This is a genomic window from Stenotrophomonas sp. GD03777, from assembly GCF_029842485.1.
Taxonomy (GTDB): Bacteria; Pseudomonadota; Gammaproteobacteria; order Xanthomonadales; family Xanthomonadaceae; genus Stenotrophomonas; species Stenotrophomonas sepilia.
Genome location: NZ_JAOCGL010000081.1, coordinates 1 through 19,584 on the forward strand (window position 1 = coordinate 1; position 19,584 = coordinate 19,584).

The following is a 19,584-nucleotide window of genomic DNA, read 5'->3' on the forward strand; positions in this document are numbered from 1 at the left end:
GCCTGAATCGGGGACAATAGCGTCCCCGCCGCCCCACGCCTGCCCCCGATGAACGATTCCGCCCCCCAGCATCCTGCCCGCATCCTTGATGGCCGCCGTATCGCCGAGGACCTGCTCGACAGCCTGAAGGTGCGCGTCGACGCCCGCGTGGCCGCCGGTGGCAGCCGTCCGGGCCTGGCCGTGGTGCTCGTCGGTGGCGACCCGGCCTCGACCGTGTATGTGCGCAACAAGCGCCGTGCCGCCGAGAAGGTCGGCATTGAAGCGCATGACTACGATCTGCCGGCCGGGACCACCGAAGCCGAGCTGCTCGACCTGATCGACCAGCTCAACGCCGACCCGAAGATCAACGGCATCCTGATCCAGCTGCCGCTGCCGGGCATCCCCGACGCGCGCCGGCTGATCCAGCGCATCGACCCGCGCAAGGACGTGGACGGCTTCCACCCGGAAAACGTCGGCCACCTGGCCCTGCGCGAGTTCGGCCTGCGCCCGTGCACCCCGCGCGGCATCACCACGCTGCTGGGCCACACCGACCAGCCGGTGCGCGGCCGCAACGCCACCATCGTGGGCGTCAGCAACCACGTCGGCCGCCCGATGGGCCTGGAGCTGCTGATCGCCGGCTGCACCGTGACCAGCTGCCACAAGTTCACCCCCAAGGACGTGCTGGAACAGGCCGTGCGCAACGCCGACATCCTGGTGGTGGCGGTCGGTCGCCCGGGCATCGTGCCGGGCGAGTGGGTGAAGCCGGGCGCGGTGGTGATCGATGTGGGTATCAATCGCTTGGATGACGGCCGCCTGGTGGGCGACGTCGGGTTTGAGGCGGCGGCCCAGCGGGCCAGCTGGATCACCCCGGTGCCGGGTGGCGTGGGCCCGATGACCGTGGCCACGTTGATGCAGAACACCCTGGAAGCGGCGGAAGCGCTGAGCTGACCTCACCTGGGGCTGTTCTCAGGTGCCTGAGGGATAGTGCGGACCAACGGTCCGCACCCACCAAAGGCGCTTCAGGGCTGGCTCGGGTGATCCTCTCAAGGTGGGTGCCGACCGTTGGTCGGCACAATGCCGGTGCACAGGTATATGAAGGCAGTGCGGACCAACGGTCCGCACCCACCAAGGGCGCTTCAGGGCTGGCTCGGGTGATCCTCTCAAGGTGGGTGCCGACCGTTGGTCGGCACAATGCCGGTGCACAGGTGTATGAAGGCAGTGCGGACCAACGGTCCGCACCCACCGAGGCAGGTTCCAAACCCTCCTGAACCGATCACCGCCCGCGCGACACTGCGTCGCATCTACCCCCTGCCACGCGGCGCGAAAACAGGGTAAAATGTCGCGCTTCCCCACATCTCGGGTATGCCGATGCTGCGCATCCAGGCTGAAGCACTCACTTACGACGACGTCTCGCTCGTCCCCGCCCACTCGACCATCCTGCCCAAGGACGTCAACCTCGAAACGCGGTTGACCCGAGACCTGAAGCTCAAGCTTCCGATCCTGTCCGCCGCCATGGATACCGTCACCGAAGCCCGCCTGGCCATCGCCATGGCCCAGCTCGGCGGCATGGGCATCATCCACAAGAATCTCAGCCTGGAACAGCAGGCCGCGGAAGTGGCCAAGGTCAAGAAGTTCGAGGCCGGCGTCATCCGCGACCCGATCACCGTCGGCCCGGAAACCACCATCCGCGACGTGCTGGCCCTGACCCAGGCGCACAACATCTCCGGCGTGCCGGTGGTGGGCAGCGACGGCCAGCTGGCCGGCATCGTGACCCACCGCGACATGCGCTTCGAGACCGAGCTGGACGATCCGGTCCGCCACATCATGACCAAGAAGGATCGCCTGATCACGGTCAAGGAAGGCGCCGCGTCTGACGAAGTGCTGCAGCTGCTGCACCGCAACCGCATCGAAAAGGTGCTGGTGGTCAACGATTCGTTCGAACTGCGTGGCCTGATCACCGTCAAGGACATCCAGAAGAACACCGACTTCCCGAACGCTGCCAAGGATCTGTCGACCCGCCTGCTGGTCGGCGCTGCCGTCGGCGTGGGTGGCGATACCGATCGCCGCGTGGAAGCGCTGGTCGCCGCCGGCGTGGACGTGATCGTGGTCGATACCGCGCACGGCCACTCGCAGGGCGTGCTGGACCGCGTCAGCTGGGTCAAGAAGAACTTCCCGAACGTGCAGGTCATCGGTGGCAACATCTGCACCGGCGAAGCCGCACTGGCGCTGCTGGACAGCGGCGCAGACGCAGTGAAGGTCGGCATCGGCCCGGGCTCGATCTGCACCACCCGCGTCGTCGCCGGTGTTGGCGTGCCGCAGGTCACCGCCATCGACCTGGTGGCCGAAGCCCTGCAGGACCGCATCCCGTTGATCGCCGACGGTGGCATCCGCTACTCGGGCGACATCGGCAAGGCGCTGGCCGCCGGTGCCTCGACCATCATGGTTGGTGGCCTGCTGGCCGGTACCGAGGAATCGCCGGGCGAGACCGAGCTGTACCAGGGCCGTTCGTACAAGAGCTACCGCGGCATGGGTTCGCTGGCTGCCATGGAGAAGGGGTCGAAGGACCGCTACTTCCAGGACGCTGCCACCGCCGACAAGCTGGTGCCGGAAGGCATTGAAGGCCGCGTGCCGTACCGCGGCCCGGTGGGCGGCATCATCCACCAGCTGATGGGCGGCCTGCGCGCCACCATGGGCTACGTGGGCTGCGCCACCATCGAAGACATGCGCAGCAAGCCCAAGTTCGTGAAGATCAGCGGCGCCGGCCAGCGTGAGAGCCACGTCCACGACGTGACCATCACCAAAGAGCCGCCGAACTACCGCGCCTGATGCGCTTGCGAACTGCTCTTGCGATTACGGGCAGCCTGCTGATGGCAGGCTGTTCGTTGTCCGAACCGCCGCCGCGCTCCGGGTCTCCGGGCGCGGCGGTTTCGCAATTGCAGGACGTGCAGGCGTGCCAGAACGCGTTCTCGCTGCCGAAGGGCTGGCAGGTGCAGGCCGCTGGCGAGCAGCGCTGGCTGCTGAAAGGCACCGGCGAGCGCCCGCTGCAGGTGATCCTGCGGTGCGTTACCGATCTGGGTGACAGGCTTGAAGATCCTGTGGTCACCGCCGAGCTGGGGCCACTGGAGCCGAAGCGGATGAGCGTGCAGTCCGCGTTCTGGGGCAACGCCGTGGATTCCGGTTACCCGATGCACACCATGCAACGTCGCCTCGTACCTGGCACCGAAGTGCAGGAAATCGCCGAGCTGCCGCGCGCTGACCGCGCCAACCCCAACGCACCGCACGGCCTGCTGATGCTGCGCTGGGACGAGGAAGACCCCTCACATATTCAACAACGCGAGGCGTTCATCGCCACGCTGACGCAGAGCCTCGAAGCGCCGGGCGCTGCGAAAAACACCACTGGAACGGCACCATGACCAACATCCATAACGACAAGATCCTCATCCTCGATTTCGGCGCGCAGTACACGCAGCTGATCGCCCGCCGCATCCGCGAGCTGGGCGTCTACTGCGAAATCTGGGCGTGGGACCACAACCCGGCCGAGATCGCCGCGTTTGGCGCCAAGGGCATCATCCTGTCCGGTGGCCCGGAATCGACCACGCTGCCGGGCGCCCCGGCCGCGCCGCAGGAAGTGTTCGACAGCGGCCTGCCGATCTTCGGCATCTGCTACGGCATGCAGACCCTGGCTGCGCAGCTGGGCGGTGCCACCGAAGCGGCGGATCAGCGCGAATTCGGCCACGCCGAAGTGAACGTGATCAACCCGGATGCACTGTTCAAGGGCCTGAGCGACCACGGCGGCGAGCCGAAGTTGAATGTCTGGATGAGCCATGGCGACCACGTCTCCGTTGCACCGCCGGGCTTCACCGTCACCGCCACCACCGACCGCATTCCGGTGGCCGCCATGGCCAACGAAGAAAAGCGCTGGTACGGCGTGCAGTTCCACCCGGAAGTGACCCACACCTTGCAGGGCCAGGCGCTGCTGCGCCGCTTCGTGGTGGATGTGTGCGGCTGCCAGACCCTGTGGACCGCCGCCAACATCATCGACGACCAGATCGCCCGTGTGCGCGAACAGGTGGGCGATGACGAAGTGATCCTGGGCCTGTCCGGCGGCGTCGATTCGTCCGTGGTGGCTGCGCTGCTGCACAAGGCCATCGGCGAAAAGCTGACCTGCGTGTTCGTGGATACCGGCCTGCTGCGCTGGCAGGAAGGCGACCAGGTGATGGCGATGTTCGCCGAGCACATGGGCGTGGAGGTCGTGCGCGTGAACGCCGCCGACCGTTACTTCGCCGCGCTGGAAGGCGTGAGCGACCCGGAAGCCAAGCGCAAGATCATTGGCAACCTGTTCGTTGAGATCTTCGACGAAGAGTCGAACAAGCTGAAGAACGCCAAGTGGCTGGCGCAGGGCACCATCTACCCGGACGTGATCGAGTCGGCCGGCAGCAAGACTGGCAAGGCGCATGTGATCAAGAGCCACCACAACGTGGGCGGCCTGCCGGAGCACATGAAGCTGGGCCTGGTGGAGCCGCTGCGCGAGCTGTTCAAGGACGAAGTGCGCCGCCTGGGCGTCGAACTCGGCCTGCCGCGCACCATGGTCTACCGCCATCCGTTCCCGGGCCCGGGCCTGGGCGTGCGCATTCTGGGCGAAGTGAAGCGCGAATACGCCGAGCTGCTGGCCAAGGCCGATGCCATCTTCATTGATGAGCTGCGCAAGGCGGACCTGTACGACAAGACCAGCCAGGCGTTTGCCGTGTTCCTGCCGGTGAAGTCGGTGGGCGTGGTGGGTGATGCGCGCGCTTACGAGTGGGTGATTGCGCTAAGGGCCGTGGAGACGATCGACTTCATGACCGCGCACTGGGCGCATCTGCCGTATGAGTTCCTGGGTACGGTGAGCAACCGGATCATCAATGAGTTGCGGGGGGTGTCGAGGGTTGTGTATGACATCTCGGGGAAGCCGCCGGCTACTATTGAGTGGGAATGAGTTGAAAGAACGAGGGCGCCGAGAGGCGCCCTTGTTGTTTGTGGTGTCCGCTAGCGCTAGGTCCGACTTAAAGCTGGCTTGTTAGCCGGACGCAGCCGCCCTAGTATCGAGCTGTATTAGAGTTAAGCCCGCCGTACGTTGCTTTGTGGATACTTCGTATAACCGGACCACGGGTCCGACTGTTAGCTAGTTGGGGGCAAACCAATGGCCACTCGGTCCATGGATGAAGTCCGTAGTGAGTACATCTCATCGATGGGACAAGAGCTTGGGGCCAGCTTCTATGAGCTGTGTCGAAAGCTCGTGGAACTTCACGTTCTTTGGCAACAGTACCGTCAGCTTTTCGGTGGTGACCCTGACACGGTTCACCTGCTTAATCGGACCTCTGGCCTGTTCTTCAAAATCGTTCAAGATGAGCTTTGGGACAGTGTTCTACTGGGTGTGTCTCGGATGACGGACCCGCCAACCACGGGCAAGAAGAGGAATCTTACGATCCAGTCTTTGCCTCCGCTAATCTCCGATACAGGGCTGCGGGGCGAGGTGCAGAATCTCTGTGACAAAGCTGTCGTTGCAGCGGAGTTCGCTCGCGAGCATCGAAACAAGCGCATCGCTCATCAGGATCACGATTATCTCAGAAATCAAAGTTCCGATCCTCTGAGCGGAATTAGCAGGAAATTTATAGAGGAGATGCTCGCTACACTAAGAGCCGTCTTGAATCGCTTGGAATTGCATTTTCGAGACAGTACGGTCATTTATGAGGATTTCGTGGACGAGAGTGGAGCACGGCTCTTGGTCCATAAACTGAGGAAGATGGAGCGACTTCAATGCGCGGCCACAAGTGCGCCCTAAGTGCGCCCTAACGATTCATTCAAACCGTCGCCGCTTCGCGACGCGGATCAATTCAGGTGTTGATCAGTGTCCGCTTCTGGCCGTAGGGCGTCATGCAAGCCATAACGTTCATTGGTGCGGCCGTCGAGGCAGCCGTAGGGTCCGGTTATGCGCTGGCTTGTTAGCCAGACGCAGCCGCACTAAGATTGAGTTGTACCGGCGGAAGGGCCGCAATGCTGTGCTTTGTCGTTAGGTCGTATGCCCAGGCTAAAAGGTCCTCTCGCTGGGCATTTGGAACTCACAAGGAAGTTGATCTCAGATGAAACTCTCAGAAAAGACGTTAGAGCTAAACATTTGCGCTCAGGCGTCAAGACTGCTCGGTGCAAAAAAAAAGATCCTTTGGTTTGGGCTCACCCAAAAGCAGGAAGCAAAGGCTGGATTCGATGCATGCACGAAGCTAGGCGGCCGGTTGCTGATCTTTCAGTTCAAGGCATCAAACCGCCTTCTTAGGTCGAATGAGCGAGTTTTTCTCGTGCCTCACGATCAGCTTGAAGCGTTACGAAATCAGGTCAAATCTTGCTCGCGGTCTGTCTTTTACGCATTTCCATTGGTTGGGAACACTTCAGAACTCAAGAAGAATCCCGACTTGCTTTCACAGACCAAGTTGGTGGATGTGGCATCGCTTTCTTTAGTTGGACTTCCAACTAAATCCGATGGCACTTTGCGAAAGAACGGGTGCCACAACGTTTACGTTAGCCCTACGAAAGTAGTCTTTCACTCTGAGCCTGTAAACGTTGAAGCTATTAGCTTCGAAAAATTTATGGGAAGTGGCTTCCATGGGGCGGATGGAATCAATTGGGGATTCGAGCGCAGCTTTGAACGCTTCTGGGATTTTGCTCGCAATCTTTCCTCTGGCGCCAGGGGGGTGGTGCTATGGTGACCTCTAACAGTTAATTCAAGTCGATGTCGCGGCGCGGCTTGGTGTAGGTGTCGAAAGTCTGCTTCTGATCGCAATACGCAATATGGCCGTAGCCGACCCATAGCTGTCGGTCGCGACAGGAACAGATCATACAAAAGCAGTCTTCAGAGTAAAGATGGATGGGGGCGACATGCAGGGATCGGGAACATTTTCGGCGATTTGGTCATCGTTGGCAGGGGCCGGGAAAGGCCGACGTAGCAGGCGGTTCATGGCGCGCCATGCTCCTTCTCGCCAACAGAAATGACGCAAAGCCACTTAGCATCCAGGAGCCAGGTTGTGATCACGGAACTGAACATAGATGGCGTTACCAGTTACAAATCCAAGTCTACTCTCTCGCTCACCAACAAGACTTCTCTAATATACGGGCTAAATGGTGCGGGTAAGAGCACTATCTCTGAGTTTTTGTATAAGCAAGCCGAACCTCGGTTTGCTAAATGCAGTCTGAAAACTAGTCAACCATGTGAAATTTTGGTGTACAACCAAGGCTTCCTCAAAGACTACTTTTACGAAGAAGAGAATTTAAAAGGAATTTTTACGCTATCCAAAGAGAACAAGATCGCGCTCCAGCAAATTGAAGCCGAGACGAAAGAGCTGGAGAAGCATCTGTCCGTTCAGCAAGAGAATTCAAAGCGGGCCACTGGAAATGCGACAAAACTCGATCAAGAAAAGATCAAGGCAAGCGGAAAGGTTTGGAATATTAAGACTAGTTTCGCGGGCGGGGATCGCGTACTGGAGTTTTGCCTAGAAGGCCTAAAGAAAACAGAGCTTCTTTTCCAGCATATTATTGGATTGCCTCTGCCGGAAAAGGCGCCTAGTTACACCATAGATGACCTGAAGGCCGAGGCGTCGTCCATTGAGGGCGAGGGTGCAGTTCCATTCACGAAAATTCCAACCCTCTCGGCCGACTGGCTGACCATTGAAGGGGATTCCCTCTGGTCGAAAATCATTGTCGGCAGTCAAGAAGGTTCAGTTGCAGAGTTCATCACTAAAGCTCGCAATTCTGACTGGGTGAAGCAAGGGCTCCAGTACATTTCATATGATAAGGATCCTCAGGCCTGCCCTTTCTGTCAGAAGGAAACGATTACTAAAAATATCATCGATTCCATCCGTCAAGTCTTCGATGAAGACTATGAGAGAGATGTTAAACAGTTGGAGTCGATCAAGATCCGCTATGAGGCGTTGACCTCAGGCATGAGTCTCCAAGACATTTCAAAATCTCCGCTTGCCAACAAAAAGCTTGTGGAAACCTGGAGTATTGCCAGTGAGGCTCTAAAAGCGTCAATCCGCGAAAATATTCTGCACATTGACAGCAAGATCAAAAGCCCTAGCACACCAGTTGCCCTCGCCGATACCCAGCCCGCCGTCGACGTTATAAATGATTTGATCGGCGACCTGAACGTGCTGATTGAGGAACATAATGAAAAGCTGGCGAACAAGAAGAGAACTCGGGAGGACATAAGGTCGCGTTTTTGGGCGCTGATGCGCTGGGATTATGATCAGACGATTTCTGCATATTCGCAGTCCGCTTCAGATCTCAAAGATGAGGCTAGCAAAATAAGTCAAGAAGCCGCCAAGATCGACGCTAACGTGGCAGCGTCTAACGACAAGATTGCTGCTCTTAGAAAGCAAACGGTCAACATCGAAGAGTCAATTGAAAACATCAACGCTGGGCTGGTAGAGATTGGTATCGATGGATTCTCTGTGGTGCCATACGGCGAAAATTTATATCGGGTTTCCAGGGCTGCTGATCAGGCGAATGCATTTCACTCGCTGAGCGAAGGCGAGAAAACCGTCATTAGTTTTCTATACTTCATAGAACTTTGCAAAGGGCAGAAGGCTGCTGCTGCGGTTCCCCAGCCGAAAGTAGTTGTGATTGATGATCCCATCTCCAGCCTTTCTCACCTCTACGTTTTCAATATTGGGCAGCTGATCAAGAAGTATTTAATTAACGATAAGAGTTTTGCCCAGGTGTTTGTTCTCACTCATAGCCTTTATTTCTTCTATGAGCTGACACATTCTAATAAAGAGAAGCGTGCGGAGACGCAGCAACTATTCAGGGTTTTCAAGAATAAAAACGGAAGCACTGTAGTTCCGATGAAGTATGAGGAGATACAGAATGACTATCAGTCATACTGGTCAATCATAAAGGATCAGGCATCGCCGCCTGCGCTGATTGCTAATTGCATGCGAAATATTGTCGAATACTTCTTTAACTTTGTTCAGAAGAAGGATTTCAATAACGTATTCCAAAAGCCAGTCCTGTCAAGTGATAAGTTCGCGACTTTCTACAGGTACATGAATCGAGAGTCGCACTCCTTGGGTCAGAATATTTTCGACATAAAAGAGTTTGATCGCGATGTTTTCAAGGAAGGTCTGAGGTTAATTTTTGAAGAGTGTGGGTATGGCGAGCACTACCAGGCTATGAGTAAGTAAATTCAATATGCGCGGGCATTCAAGGTCGGGCATGAATGGATTTTTGTGTGGACGGAACGTTGAACGGCCTCGGTTTCAAGCGAGCCAGCATTCGGAAGTATGGTCGCTCCCGGTCGCGGGGCATCGTGCGAACCAAAGCGGTTATCGAGTTCCTATCGAAGCGAGCCTTCGGTGGTCACTGAGCCCCCCAGCTGGGTCCAGTTATTTGCTGGCTTGTTAGCCGGACTCCATCCAGCCTAGAATCGATCTATATCAAGGGGAGCGTCCGCCGGACGCTGCTTGTTGGCCAACCGCATAACCAGATCGACATGTCCGTCAATTAGATGCTTAGTGGCTATGAAAGATAAATCGCTTGCTGAGAGACTCATTTACCTAGATATCGACTTTATTGCACGCCTCTATGAGGCGGAATTCGATATCTCACCAAGGACTCTGATCACTCGAACGCAAGCAGTGCAGGCTGGCGTTTCTGTTGCATTGTTCTCTGGCGGCGGAAGTTCCAGTGAAAGCAAATCTTACTCACTGTCGACGCTGGAGATGCTCGATCAACTGGCCAAACGACTAGCAAGGTATCCTGATCTTACCCATGAACAGGAAATGGACAGCCCATCCAGATACGTGTGGGTGGTTGGTGCCTTGGGAATTAGCAAAGTCAAAGTTACTCGCTCATCCAGTACAATTGCGCTGATCGACAAGCCTGGTCCAAACAAGCCAAGTAAAACTAATGAGTATGTCGGCGAGGAAGCTTTCTTTTCATTAAGGGGCGGAGACGCAAAGTTTGCCCTTTCCCCGACAGATGAGTATTTCGTCCCCGGGGTTGCGTCTTTCAAGGGGCTCTCTCATCTGGTCATTGATCGTCTTTCGTTGCCGTGCAGAGCGCTACTCCGAGTGTTCTCCGCCAATACGTCGTTCGGCGAGTGGATCGCTACGCCATTGGTCATCTATGATTTGGCCGGTCGCCAATAATTAAATCAAGGCGAACCCGCTTCGCGGTACGGCCTAGTTCAGATGTTGAACGTTTGCTCTTGGGCGAAAGCGGGCGCTGATGCGACGAGTGGCACTTACTACGCCCAGAGGGGGCCCACATAGGTCACTCCGGCCTAACCTCTCGGCAAGCCCACTCAACCAGCCCCCTACAAGCCAGAAATAGCCCATCCACAACCCCCTCATCCAAATGCCGCTCCGGCTCCGCTGCCACGCGGCAGCGGTCCGCCGCATGCAGTAGCTCCAGCACCGTCAGCGCCCCCACCATCGCGCGCTCGCTTCTGGCCAGGCTCACACGCCGGCCGGGTGACACGTCGGTTTCCGGCCAAGGGTGACCATCCGCTCCCTCGCAGCCGCGCATGCGCTTGAGAATGCCGAGCAGGGAGTTCAGATCGGGCAGGGGAGTGTCGTCGCTGATGGGTTCAACAACGGTGTACGAAGAGAAGGTGCGGGATTCGTTCATGACGTCGGCTTCCGTGGCTGTGCTTAACAGCGCCACCGTGAAGAGGTGGCGGACGATGCGTGGCTGCAAACCGGGACGAAGCAACGAATGACCGGTGGGTCCGAAGACCCCCACGCACCGCCCGCCAGATAGGCCGACGGATTGCCCGCCGGCACCGGTTGAGGACGGTGCCGACGGGCAAGCGTAAACAACAGTCGTTGCTCATCGCGGGTTTGCAGACCCGGAGCCACCCGTTGTCGGTGGCACGTCATGGTGTTTACGCCGCCGCTCCGAATGCCAATAGAAATTCGCGAAGGAATCGCGGAATCCGAGAGCGAAGAACTATTGTTGCACGCTCCATTCGTGCGGCACGCGACACCGCCGGACGCATTCACGCAGCTGCTCTGCTGATGGCGATTCAAACTGGCGCAATCGCCCACGCCACAAGCGAATAGCGCGACAGCCTTCTTTGCAACAGTTCTTAGTCCGCCTCGCCAAGCAACGGCACGCGATCAGCCGCACACCTCGAAAAGCGGTTCAAACCCGACACCGCCAGCGAGCCTAGCGGCTTCAACCAGCGCCATCCTCACCCGCATTCCCCACCAGCAACTCAATCATCGCCCGCGCCGCCGCAGACTGCCGCCGGTGCGGCGCATAGATCACCGAGAACGGCCTAGACCGCCCGCGCAGCTGCGGCAGCACTTCCACCAGCTGCCCACGCTGCATCCGCTCGCGCACGATGAACTCATAGCTCTGGCAGATGCCGATGCCCTGTTCGGCCAGCGACACCACGCCCAGCACATCGTCGGATGTCTCGATGGACGATCGCGGCAGCCAGTCCACGTCGCGCCCGCCGTCGCGGAAGATCCACGGCGCCAACCGCCCGGTGCGCGGCATCACGAAGGGCAGGCACAGGTGCTGTTGCAGGTCGTCCAGTGTCTGCGGCGTGCCGCGGCGCTTCAGGTACTCCGGCGCGGCCACCAGCAGCAGTGGGGCGTCTTCCAGCTTTCGCCCCACCAGCCCGCTGTCCGGCAGCTGGCCCAGGCGGATGGCCAGGTCGAAGCCTTCGGCCACCAGGTCCACGTTGCGGTTGGTGATGTTCAGTTCCACCTGTACCTGCGGGTACTGCTGCGCAAAGCGCGCCAGCACGGGCGGCAGCCGGTAGTGGCCATAGGTGGTGGGCACGCTCAGGCGCACGCGGCCGGCCAGCGCACCGTCCTGGGCCAGTACGTCGCGCTCGGCGTCGTCCAGCAGGCCGAAGGCGGTGCGCACCTGTTCCAGATAGAGCCGCCCGGCGTCGGTCAGGCCCACGCGGCGGGTGGTCCGCTGCAGCAGCTGCCGGCCCAGTCGCGCTTCCAGACGGGTGACCGCGCGGCTCAGCACCGAGGGCGTGGTAGACAGCGCCACCGCGCCAGCCGTGAACGATCCGTGCTCGACCACCGCCAGGAACACCTCCACATCGCCCAGGTAGTCGAACTTGCGGCTCATTTGGCTCTCCGGGGAACAGATGTTTTGCGATGAGGCCAATTTATCGCCGCCGGGGCGATGAATAAAGTGGCCGCCATTCCCCGATAGGAGCTTCCCCATGAACCTGATGACCCGGCTGGCCGCAGCGCTGGCCCTGACCCTGGCTGCCAGCGGCGCGCATGCCGCCAACGTGCTGGTGGTGCTGTCCGACGAAAACCACCTGGACCTGAAGGACGGCAAGGTGCTGTCCACCGGCTTCTATCTCAACGAGCTGATGCAGCCGGTCAAGCTGTTGCTGGACGCCGGCCACGAGGTGACCTTCGCCACGCCGCAGGGGCGGGCGCCGACGGTGGATGCGTCCTCGGTGACGCCGGCGTACTTCGGCAACGATGCCGCGCAGCTGAAACTGCACAAGGACCTGCTGGAGAAGCTGGCGCTGACCTCGCCGACGGCCTCGCCGGTGGTCAGCCTGGCGCGCGTGGAGCAGCAGGGCTATGCGCGGTTCGATGCGGTCTACATTCCCGGTGGCCACGCGCCGATGCAGGACCTGCTGAAGAGCCCGGCGCTGGGCCGCTTGCTGGCCGACTTCCACCAGCGCAACAAGACCACCGCGCTGGTCTGCCACGGGCCGATCGCGCTGCTGTCCACGCTGCCGGATGCCGGTGGTTTCGTGGCAAAGCTGGAAGCGGGTGCGATGCCGGCCACGCCGAAGTGGATCTACAGCGGCTACCAGATGACGGTGATCAGCAACCAGGAAGAGGAGCAGGCCAAGCCGCTGCTGGGCGGCGGTGAGATGAAGTTCTACCCGCAGACTGCGCTGCAGCAGGCGGGGGCGACGTTCAGCAGTAACACCACGCCGTGGACCGGGCATGTGGTGGTGGACCGCGAGCTGATTACAGGGCAGAACCCGGCGTCGGCGCTGGAGGTGGGGCAGCGGCTGGTGGAGCGGTTGAAGTAGGGCGGGGCTGCGCAGCAGGTTGCCAGCCTTGGGGGCCGAGGGGCCAGCGCCTCGGCCTGTCTATGGAAGTGCCAACGTGGTCGGCAGAGAGGGCATCAGCCCTTCGCCAGCGCTGCCCCTGGCAGATATTCAATCTGGGAAAGCGCGTGACGCGTCGCAGTCCAATCGCCAGCGTGCCTGATCGCCACGCCCCCGGCCGCTGTCCAGGCATCACAGTTCGCTTCGAAATCGTCGATCAGAACATCGCCTGGCTGGTGCATGAAAAGAGGCTTGTGCCTGCCGCCGAGCACAGGCAACACCAGGCAGGTTGCTGACAGGTGCTCGCGGACCCACTGCCGCTTCTGCATGGCAGCGAGTGGATAGTTCGATTTCGGGCAGGCCGTGAGAATCACCGGGTTCAAGTGGTGGATGCTGTGGAAGAACTCCACTGCACCCTGCATCGGCGGAAGGTCGCGGAAGAATGACGGGTGGCTGTTGATGTGCCCCCACATTTCATCGTCGGCAAGCACGCGGTGGTCCAGGCCAAACAGGGCGGGAAATGCCGCGTCGAAGTCGGCCATTACGCCATCAAGATCTACGTAGATGGTGCGTCTGGATGCACTTGATCCACCGGTGTGCTGGTTCGCGAGCGGGTCCATCATCGGTATTGACTTCACATCATCAGCGTTCATTTACGCGCTCTCCTCTCAAGAGTGGGCTTTCTTCTTCATCGGTTCCCCAGTAGCGGGGCAAAGTGTTTGGCGAATGCGACAAACATGGCAGCAATCGCGATGCCGACTGCGCCGGCACGGCTGAAGGGGCCGGCGACCCACGGATGCCGTAATCGGCATGCTGGAAATGCGGCTTATGTCGCGGCGCTTCTTCAAAGGCCTGCCGGGTGGCTGACCTGGCCCTTGGGCAAGACGCACGGCCCGCAGCGGCTGGCTCATTTCGCCAACCAAGGAGCAATCTGGTGCGCTGGTGGTTGGATAATCCCCAAGCGCTACGGAAAGGCCGAACGGGGATGTACCTGTTGCGCTCGTTCCAGACTGATCCAGGAACGTCACTGAACATGGATGTCCAGGCGCACTCAATATAGCACGCCGACCAGCGCCAGCGGCTTGAACCCGCTCGATCTCCAGCAGTTTGATTGGGCATGGCAAGGCCGACATGGCACCATGACGGGCTTGCCTCGTCCCTTCGGGAGGGGCCGTTTTCCCAGGGAAGCCCTCGAACACGACATGCGAACGTCCTTCTTCATCCTCTCCGCCCTGTGCCTTGGCTTGCTGTCCGGCTGTGCCAGTGGCCCGGAAGAGCACGCCTCAAGCCGCGAGATCACCAGTGCGTTCGTGGCCGACGACGGCCAGCTGTACCTGCTGCCGCGCTATGACGAGCCGATGCGCTTCAATGCCGCGCCGTTCCGCGAGTACCGCGCGCTGATGGACAGCCCGCTGCGCGAGGCGGTGGCCTGCGCGCAGATGTACTTCCATGAGGATTGGCGCGACCCGGCCAACAAGGCCAAGGTGCACGGCAGCTATGCGCTGCTGCTGCGGCCGGAGCAGGTGACGGCGGAACAGGCCGCGCAGTTCAAGCTGGAGCGGATTGAGGTTACCCCGCGTGAGGCCAAGGCCGTGGAGGGGCGGGCGCGCTACTACCTGCCGATGGACCGGACCCGCTACGCGCTGGCGTTTGACCGCGCCTGCAATCTTTCAAGGAAGGGTGGCAGCTATTACAGCGCGCTGTTCGAGGGCGACGGCGAGCGGGTGCAGTTGCCGGATGCTGCGGCACTGGCAGAGAAGGGGAAGCTGGCACAGCCGATCAATGCGCGCGCGCAGCGGATCCTGCCGGAGAGGGAGGACAAGCCGGGTGTGGGTTCGGCGGCGGGCAAGGTGCTGGGGGCCGCGTTGATCCCTGTGGCGGTTCCGGTGTTTGTGTTGAGCCTACCGTTCCTGGGGCCGGATCACTGGAAGTGATGGGGCGTTGAGGGAGCGCCATCCACGCGTGGCGTGGATCTACTTGGGCGTCGCCAATGCCTGAACGTTCATCTTGGAGATGTGTGTGCCCAGCACGCTGGAAACTGTTTTGAAGACCGTAGGTTTCATTGTCCTTGCGGCACTTCCGTTGGTGATCCTCTGGTTCACCCTTCGGCGAATGGAAGCAACTGCTCGCTCGTCCGTGAACTCGGGGTTGCGTTTGCATGCTCCGCGCCGGATTTCCGGCAGGTCCATGACCTTGGTGATGGTGGATGGCAAAGAGGATCGCGAGCACTACTTCTTCGATGCGGCGTCCTTTTACCTGCAGCGTGGGCCGGTGCCTACGGCGGTTCTGCTTTCGCAGATCACCTCAGTCACACGAACGTCCGACAGGATCTACGGGCGCTATGTCTGGCAGGTGTGCTTCAGCAAAGCTTCGGGCAGAAAGTGCGTGAAGTTCACCAACAACCTGACGCTGTTCAATCGGGATTTCCTGCTGTTCCTGGAGGCAGTGCGGAAGGCCAATCCGCTGGCGACCGTTGATCGGGCGGGCATCCGCTTCTAATGGTGGGCCGACATCGGGCGCTAGTTAAAGGGGGTTGGCCCGTGTAGGTACACTGGCGGCCTACGCCCAATGGAAGCTCGCCCATGTTCTCTGGAAAGGTTGCGGTGGTCACCGGCTCCACCAGCGGTATCGGTCTCGGCATTGCCACGGCGCTGGCGCGGAAGGGCGCCGACATCGTGCTGAATGGCTTCGGCGACGCAGCGGAAATCGAGCGCATCCGTACCCAACTGGAAACTGATTTCGGTGTACGGGTGGCGCATGACGGTGCCGACCTGTCCCGTGGCGAGGCAGTGCGCGGCATGATCGACCACGCCGTTGCGAAGATGGGCCGCATCGACATCCTGGTGAATAATGCTGGCATCCAGTACACCGCGTCGATCGAGGAATTCCCGGTCGACAAGTGGGATGCGATCCTGGCGCTGAATCTGTCGGCGGTGTTCCATGCAACGGCAGCAGCCTTGCCGCACATGAAGCAGCAGGGCGCTGGCCGCATCATCAACATCGCATCGGTACACGGGCTGGTGGGTTCGGTGAACAAGTCCGCCTATGTAGCGGCCAAGCATGGCGTGGCGGGGTTCACCAAGGTGACCGCGCTGGAGAATGCGGGCACCGGCATCACCGCAAACGCGATCTGCCCAGGCTGGGTGCGAACGGCGCTGGTCGAGCAGCAGATCACCGCGTTGGCGGAGAAGGAAGGCACGGATCAGGAAACCGCCGCCCGCGCGCTGCTGGCCGAGAAGCAGCCTTCGCTGCAGTTCGTGACGCCCGAGCAATTGGGCGGGATGGTGGTGTTCCTGGCTTCGGACGCGGCGGCACAGATCACCGGCACGGCGCTGCCGGTGGATGGGGGCTGGACGGCGCGCTAGCTGGCCGACACGGGAAGACGTGCCAGCAGGGCATCCCAATCGGCGACAAAGCAGCCGTCGCGGCCGCGGTTGCACTCGGTGATCCATGCATCCAGCGACGCGCTTTGTGCGCGGTAGGCGCTGACGTCGCCCAGTACGGCGAAGCGCAGGCGGTAGTTCACCAGCATCTGCAGCCATTGCCCGGCCATGCCGGAGCGCAGCTCGAAGAAGTCCGCCGAAAGGCATTGCACCGGCACGGCGATCCACTCGGCCTGGTGCCCAAGGGCATCGCCGATCAGGTTGCGTAGGGCGCCGGCATCGAGCATCGGGCCCTGCGGCTCCACGCGCGGGATGCGGGTGGTGCCGATGTGTTCCAAGTGAGGGTGCATGGCGTTCTGAAGTCCGTATCGTCCTTCCAGTATGGCTATGGCAGAAGGCGACGGCGAGCGGGTGCAGCATGAATCTGGCGAACGAACGCGCTAGGCTGCGCCCGGCACCTGCAAGACGCGGGTTCACTGCAATGGGGAAGGGCATGGCAGGGTGGAAGAGTCGTTCGTTGTTGAGCGCGGTGCTGGTGTGTTCGGGCCTGCCGGTTGCAGCCGCCGAGCTGTGCACGGTCAGTGCCTACGGTGACGGGCAGGGCAACATCGTGGTGCTGGGCATACCCGCCGCGGCACCGGCCACGGGGCAGCGTTATCTGATGCTGGACGGGCGACGTGGCGCCACCGGCGATGCCAACGCGCCGGTGAGCTGCAGCGGCGATGTGGTCAGCGTCAGCTCGCCTGCGAGGGCCACGCAGCGCTGGCAACGACTGCCCACCCGCGATACCGATGCAACTTTCACCAGTGCCGGAACCAAGCTGGTCGGGCAGTTGATCGAACCCGCCGGTCCGGCCGATCCCAAGCGGCCGCTGGTGGTGCTGGTGCATGGCTCGGAACGCACGATGGCGGTGGCGGCGATCTACCAACGGATGCTGGTGGCGCAGGGAATCTCGGTGTTCGCCTACCAGAAGCGTGGCACCGGCGATTCGGAAGGCGAGTACACGCAGAACTTCGAGCTGCTGGCCGACGACGCGGCGGCGGCGCTGGCGAAGGCGCGTGAACTGGCCAAAGGCCGCTTCGGCCGTGCCGGCTACTTCGGCGGCAGCCAGGGCGGTTGGATCGCGCCGCTGGCGGCCACGCGTTCGCAGGCGGATTTCGTGGCGATCGGTTACGGGCTGGTGGTCTCGCCCATCGAGGAGGACCGCGAGCAGTTGTTCGACGAGGCGCACCGCCTGCAACTGGATGCGGCGACCATGAAGCAGGTCGGCCAGCTGTCAGACGCCACGGCGCAGCTGATGCGCACGCATTTCAGTGAAGGTTTCGAGGCGCTGGCCAGGGTGCGTGCGAAGATCGGTGACGCGCCGTGGGCAAAGACGATCAGTGGTGAATACAGCGGTGACATGCTGCGCATGAGCGACGCTGACCTGCGCCGGATCGGTCGCGCGCGCTTCGACAACCTGGAGCTGATCTGGGACTACGACGCCGAGGCTGCGCTGCGCCGCCTGAAGGTGCCGTTGCTATGGGTGCTGGCCGAGCAGGACCGGGCCGCACCGATTGCGGCCACGCGCACCATCCTGGGGCGCCTGCGCGCGTCAGGGCAGCCGATCGAGACCTACCTGTTCCCCGACACCGACCATGGCATGGTCGAGTTCCGTACCGATGCCGAGGGCAACCGCGTGTCGACGCGGATCACCGACGGCTATCTGCGCCTGCTGGCGGATTGGATCAAGCAGGATGTGCATGGCAGTTATGGACGTTCGCTCAGATTGAGCGATTGACCGGATGGGGAGCACTGGCGGCGGATGGCGCTCCGCCGCCGATTGCGGCACGACTCAGTTCGGCTTCGCAAATACGTCCAATCCCTTGCCGGTTTCCAGCAGCGACTTCAGGCTCGACAGCACGATCGGCCAGCCCTGGCGGATGCCGGTATCCATGCCGCTGCCGGGTTCCAATTCGTCGTGGGTGACGGTCAGCCGCACCATGTCCTGGTAGGGCACGATCTCGAAGGTGACCCGGCTGTAGGCATCGGGATTGTCGGCCTGCGAGGCGGCGGCCCAGGTGATGACCAGCCGCGAGGGCGGGGTGCTTTCCACCACTTCGCCGACCAGCTCGACCGAGCGCGTTTCGTCGGCGCGCACGTGCTGCCAGCGCGAGCCGGGTTTCCAGTCCGAGACGTTCTCGTGGCCCCAGTAGCGGCTGGCGATCTCGGGGCGGGTGATGGCCTCGAACACCTTCTGTGGCGTGGACGCGATGTAGATCACGTGGATGAAGCGGGTGGTCTCTGCGGACATCGTCATTCTCCTTCCAGTTCGCGTTTCAGGTCATGCAGCAGGCTCAGGCGCTGCTGCTCGAACTTGCGTACCCAGCGCTCGTAGACTTCATGCAGCGGCACCGGGTTGATGAAGTGCAGCTTCTCGCGGCCACGGCGCACGGTGCTGATCAAATTGGCGTCTTCCAGCAGGCCCAGGTGCTGGGTGACCGATTGCCGGGCCATGTCCAGGTGCTCGCACAGCTGGCCCAGCGTCTGGCCGTTGTCTTCGCAGAGCAGGTCCAGCAGCGTCCGGCGCGTGGGGTCGGCCAAGGCCTTGAACACCTTGTCTGCATTCATGCGGGGCGTCTTCAGTTCCAGTTGTCGATCCTGACGTCGTGGGGGTTGGGTTGGCCCTTGCCGGTTTCCAGCAGGGACTTGAGGCTCAGCAGGAAGACCGCCCACTTGGTGCTGCAGTGGGAGGTGAACTCGACGCGTTCCTTCCAGCCTTCGTGGGTGAACAGGACGATGCAGTAGTCGCCCTCCTGCTTCAGCGCGAAGCGCACGTGGGTACCTATCCATTCAGCAGGACCGGCGAGGAACTGCCAGAGCACGAGCTCGCCGGGAATGAGCTGTTCCAGCTTCATTTCCATGGCGCCGATTTCCTGGCCGTTGTTGGTGAAACGCACCTTGACGGTGCCGCCAACCTCGCGGTCGCCATGGGTGTCCTCAGCCCACCATCCGGCAACTCCTTCGGGGGTGGCCAAGGCCTGGTACACCTGGCTAGCGGGGGCCTTGATGCCGACGCGGTGTGTGATATCCACCATTGCAGGTTCCTCGCATGGGCCGGCAGGCGCCGCCCTTGAGTGGACTATATGCAGGTAAATACCT

20 protein-coding genes are annotated in these 19,584 nt (G+C 61.0%); 13 read left to right on the forward strand and 7 right to left on the reverse strand.

The window, feature by feature from the left end:
- The first annotated feature begins 48 nt into the window (after positions 1–48).
- The 8 genes from folD to N5E02_RS15540 all read left to right on the forward strand — a co-directional run bounded on the left by folD (position 49) and on the right by N5E02_RS15540 (position 10,157).
- Positions 49–927 (forward strand): bifunctional methylenetetrahydrofolate dehydrogenase/methenyltetrahydrofolate cyclohydrolase FolD, encoded by an 879-nt coding sequence (gene folD, locus N5E02_RS15505; RefSeq protein WP_164133639.1) that lies wholly within the window; start codon positions 49–51, stop codon positions 925–927.
- Positions 928–1,347: 420 nt separating this feature from the next.
- Positions 1,348–2,805: an IMP dehydrogenase gene (gene guaB / locus N5E02_RS15510; protein ID WP_005416248.1), complete on the forward strand. Its 1,458-nt coding sequence runs from the start codon at positions 1,348–1,350 to the stop codon at positions 2,803–2,805.
- A 107-nt stretch (positions 2,806–2,912) separates the two neighbouring features.
- Positions 2,913–3,392, forward strand: a complete 480-nt coding sequence (locus tag N5E02_RS15515; protein WP_345782203.1) for a hypothetical protein — start codon at positions 2,913–2,915, stop codon at positions 3,390–3,392.
- Entirely contained in the window at positions 3,389–4,954 is a 1,566-nt protein-coding gene (gene guaA / locus N5E02_RS15520) for a glutamine-hydrolyzing GMP synthase (RefSeq protein WP_279946462.1), read from the forward strand. Before N5E02_RS15515 ends, guaA begins: the two co-directional genes overlap by 4 nt.
- 204 nt (positions 4,955–5,158) lie before the next feature.
- Positions 5,159–5,800 (forward strand): hypothetical protein, encoded by a 642-nt coding sequence (locus tag N5E02_RS15525; protein WP_279946463.1) that lies wholly within the window; start codon positions 5,159–5,161, stop codon positions 5,798–5,800.
- A gap of 298 nt (positions 5,801–6,098) precedes the next feature.
- Complete coding sequence (locus N5E02_RS15530; RefSeq protein WP_279946464.1) at positions 6,099–6,719, forward strand: hypothetical protein; 621 nt, start codon at positions 6,099–6,101, stop codon at positions 6,717–6,719.
- A gap of 315 nt (positions 6,720–7,034) precedes the next feature.
- On the forward strand, positions 7,035–9,191 hold the full coding sequence (locus tag N5E02_RS15535) for an AAA family ATPase (protein WP_279946465.1): 2,157 nt from the start codon (positions 7,035–7,037) through the stop codon (positions 9,189–9,191).
- Positions 9,192–9,527: 336 nt separating this feature from the next.
- Positions 9,528–10,157, forward strand: coding sequence for a hypothetical protein (locus N5E02_RS15540; RefSeq protein ID WP_279946466.1), 630 nt, complete (start codon positions 9,528–9,530; stop codon positions 10,155–10,157).
- Positions 10,158–10,281: 124 nt separating this feature from the next.
- On the opposite strand, the gene N5E02_RS15545 is transcribed toward N5E02_RS15540, so the two are convergent.
- Together N5E02_RS15545 and N5E02_RS15550 are read right to left on the reverse strand one after the other, a co-directional pair.
- A complete protein-coding gene (locus N5E02_RS15545) occupies positions 10,282–10,638 on the reverse strand; it encodes a hypothetical protein (RefSeq protein WP_279946467.1) in 357 nt (118 codons plus the stop codon).
- A 549-nt stretch (positions 10,639–11,187) separates the two neighbouring features.
- Entirely contained in the window at positions 11,188–12,105 is a 918-nt protein-coding gene (locus N5E02_RS15550) for a LysR family transcriptional regulator (protein ID WP_279946468.1), read from the reverse strand.
- A gap of 97 nt (positions 12,106–12,202) precedes the next feature.
- Here N5E02_RS15550 and N5E02_RS15555 point away from each other — a divergent pair, with 97 nt between their 5' ends.
- On the forward strand, positions 12,203–13,042 hold the full coding sequence (locus N5E02_RS15555; RefSeq protein WP_279946469.1) for a type 1 glutamine amidotransferase domain-containing protein: 840 nt from the start codon (positions 12,203–12,205) through the stop codon (positions 13,040–13,042).
- A 95-nt stretch (positions 13,043–13,137) separates the two neighbouring features.
- On the opposite strand, the gene N5E02_RS15560 is transcribed toward N5E02_RS15555, so the two are convergent.
- Positions 13,138–13,713, reverse strand: coding sequence for a hypothetical protein (locus tag N5E02_RS15560; protein ID WP_279946470.1), 576 nt, complete (start codon positions 13,711–13,713; stop codon positions 13,138–13,140).
- A 549-nt stretch (positions 13,714–14,262) separates the two neighbouring features.
- On the opposite strand from N5E02_RS15560, the gene N5E02_RS15565 reads away from it, so the two are divergent.
- The 3 genes from N5E02_RS15565 (at position 14,263) to N5E02_RS15575 (ending at position 16,425) form a co-directional block, all read left to right on the forward strand.
- Entirely contained in the window at positions 14,263–14,994 is a 732-nt protein-coding gene (locus tag N5E02_RS15565) for a hypothetical protein (protein ID WP_279946471.1), read from the forward strand.
- 79 nt (positions 14,995–15,073) lie between these two features.
- Complete coding sequence (locus N5E02_RS15570) at positions 15,074–15,559, forward strand: hypothetical protein (protein ID WP_279946472.1); 486 nt, start codon at positions 15,074–15,076, stop codon at positions 15,557–15,559.
- An 83-nt stretch (positions 15,560–15,642) separates the two neighbouring features.
- Positions 15,643–16,425 carry a 3-hydroxybutyrate dehydrogenase gene (locus N5E02_RS15575; protein WP_262089691.1) on the forward strand — a complete coding sequence of 261 codons (783 nt, stop codon included), beginning with the start codon at positions 15,643–15,645 and terminating at the stop codon, positions 16,423–16,425.
- Here N5E02_RS15575 and N5E02_RS15580 read toward each other — a convergent pair.
- Positions 16,422–16,793: a DUF4180 domain-containing protein gene (locus tag N5E02_RS15580; RefSeq protein ID WP_279946473.1), complete on the reverse strand. Its 372-nt coding sequence runs from the start codon at positions 16,791–16,793 to the stop codon at positions 16,422–16,424. The genes N5E02_RS15575 and N5E02_RS15580 overlap by 4 nt on opposite strands.
- Positions 16,794–16,936: 143 nt before the next feature.
- Here N5E02_RS15580 and N5E02_RS15585 point away from each other — a divergent pair, with 143 nt between their 5' ends.
- Positions 16,937–18,223, forward strand: coding sequence for an alpha/beta hydrolase (locus tag N5E02_RS15585; protein ID WP_279946474.1), 1,287 nt, complete (start codon positions 16,937–16,939; stop codon positions 18,221–18,223).
- Between the two features lie 54 nt (positions 18,224–18,277).
- Here the strand turns inward: N5E02_RS15585 and N5E02_RS15590 are convergent, their stop codons facing one another.
- The 3 genes from N5E02_RS15590 to N5E02_RS15600 are packed head-to-tail and all read right to left on the reverse strand — an operon-like array spanning position 18,278 to position 19,520.
- Positions 18,278–18,736, reverse strand: coding sequence for an SRPBCC family protein (locus N5E02_RS15590; RefSeq protein WP_188241283.1), 459 nt, complete (start codon positions 18,734–18,736; stop codon positions 18,278–18,280).
- 2 nt (positions 18,737–18,738) lie between these two features.
- Positions 18,739–19,053 carry a metalloregulator ArsR/SmtB family transcription factor gene (locus N5E02_RS15595; RefSeq protein WP_005416268.1) on the reverse strand — a complete coding sequence of 105 codons (315 nt, stop codon included), beginning with the start codon at positions 19,051–19,053 and terminating at the stop codon, positions 18,739–18,741.
- Positions 19,054–19,064: 11 nt separating this feature from the next.
- Positions 19,065–19,520, reverse strand: a complete 456-nt coding sequence (locus tag N5E02_RS15600) for an SRPBCC domain-containing protein (protein ID WP_235645941.1) — start codon at positions 19,518–19,520, stop codon at positions 19,065–19,067.
- Positions 19,521–19,584 lie beyond the last annotated feature (64 nt).

Excerpts from the sequence above, each read along its gene's own strand:
- folD (WP_164133639.1), top strand. The coding sequence starts at position 49 with ATGAACGATTCCGCCCCCCAGCATCCTGCCCGCATCCTTGATGGCCGC.
- N5E02_RS15565 (WP_279946471.1), top strand. The coding sequence starts at position 14,263 with ATGCGAACGTCCTTCTTCATCCTCTCCGCCCTGTGCCTTGGCTTGCTG.
- N5E02_RS15590 (WP_188241283.1), bottom strand. The coding sequence starts at position 18,736 with ATGTCCGCAGAGACCACCCGCTTCATCCACGTGATCTACATCGCGTCC.
- N5E02_RS15595 (WP_005416268.1), bottom strand. The coding sequence starts at position 19,053 with ATGAATGCAGACAAGGTGTTCAAGGCCTTGGCCGACCCCACGCGCCGG.
- guaB (WP_005416248.1), top strand. The coding sequence starts at position 1,348 with ATGCTGCGCATCCAGGCTGAAGCACTCACTTACGACGACGTCTCGCTC.
- N5E02_RS15540 (WP_279946466.1), top strand. The coding sequence starts at position 9,528 with ATGAAAGATAAATCGCTTGCTGAGAGACTCATTTACCTAGATATCGAC.
- N5E02_RS15585 (WP_279946474.1), top strand. The coding sequence starts at position 16,937 with ATGGCAGGGTGGAAGAGTCGTTCGTTGTTGAGCGCGGTGCTGGTGTGT.
- N5E02_RS15530 (WP_279946464.1), top strand. The coding sequence starts at position 6,099 with ATGAAACTCTCAGAAAAGACGTTAGAGCTAAACATTTGCGCTCAGGCG.
- guaA (WP_279946462.1), top strand. The coding sequence starts at position 3,389 with ATGACCAACATCCATAACGACAAGATCCTCATCCTCGATTTCGGCGCG.
- N5E02_RS15560 (WP_279946470.1), bottom strand. The coding sequence starts at position 13,713 with ATGAACGCTGATGATGTGAAGTCAATACCGATGATGGACCCGCTCGCG.
- N5E02_RS15600 (WP_235645941.1), bottom strand. The coding sequence starts at position 19,520 with ATGGTGGATATCACACACCGCGTCGGCATCAAGGCCCCCGCTAGCCAG.
- N5E02_RS15525 (WP_279946463.1), top strand. The coding sequence starts at position 5,159 with ATGGCCACTCGGTCCATGGATGAAGTCCGTAGTGAGTACATCTCATCG.
- N5E02_RS15545 (WP_279946467.1), bottom strand. The coding sequence starts at position 10,638 with ATGAACGAATCCCGCACCTTCTCTTCGTACACCGTTGTTGAACCCATC.
- N5E02_RS15550 (WP_279946468.1), bottom strand. The coding sequence starts at position 12,105 with ATGAGCCGCAAGTTCGACTACCTGGGCGATGTGGAGGTGTTCCTGGCG.
- N5E02_RS15570 (WP_279946472.1), top strand. The coding sequence starts at position 15,074 with ATGTGTGTGCCCAGCACGCTGGAAACTGTTTTGAAGACCGTAGGTTTC.
- N5E02_RS15580 (WP_279946473.1), bottom strand. The coding sequence starts at position 16,793 with ATGCACCCTCACTTGGAACACATCGGCACCACCCGCATCCCGCGCGTG.
- N5E02_RS15575 (WP_262089691.1), top strand. The coding sequence starts at position 15,643 with ATGTTCTCTGGAAAGGTTGCGGTGGTCACCGGCTCCACCAGCGGTATC.
- N5E02_RS15555 (WP_279946469.1), top strand. The coding sequence starts at position 12,203 with ATGAACCTGATGACCCGGCTGGCCGCAGCGCTGGCCCTGACCCTGGCT.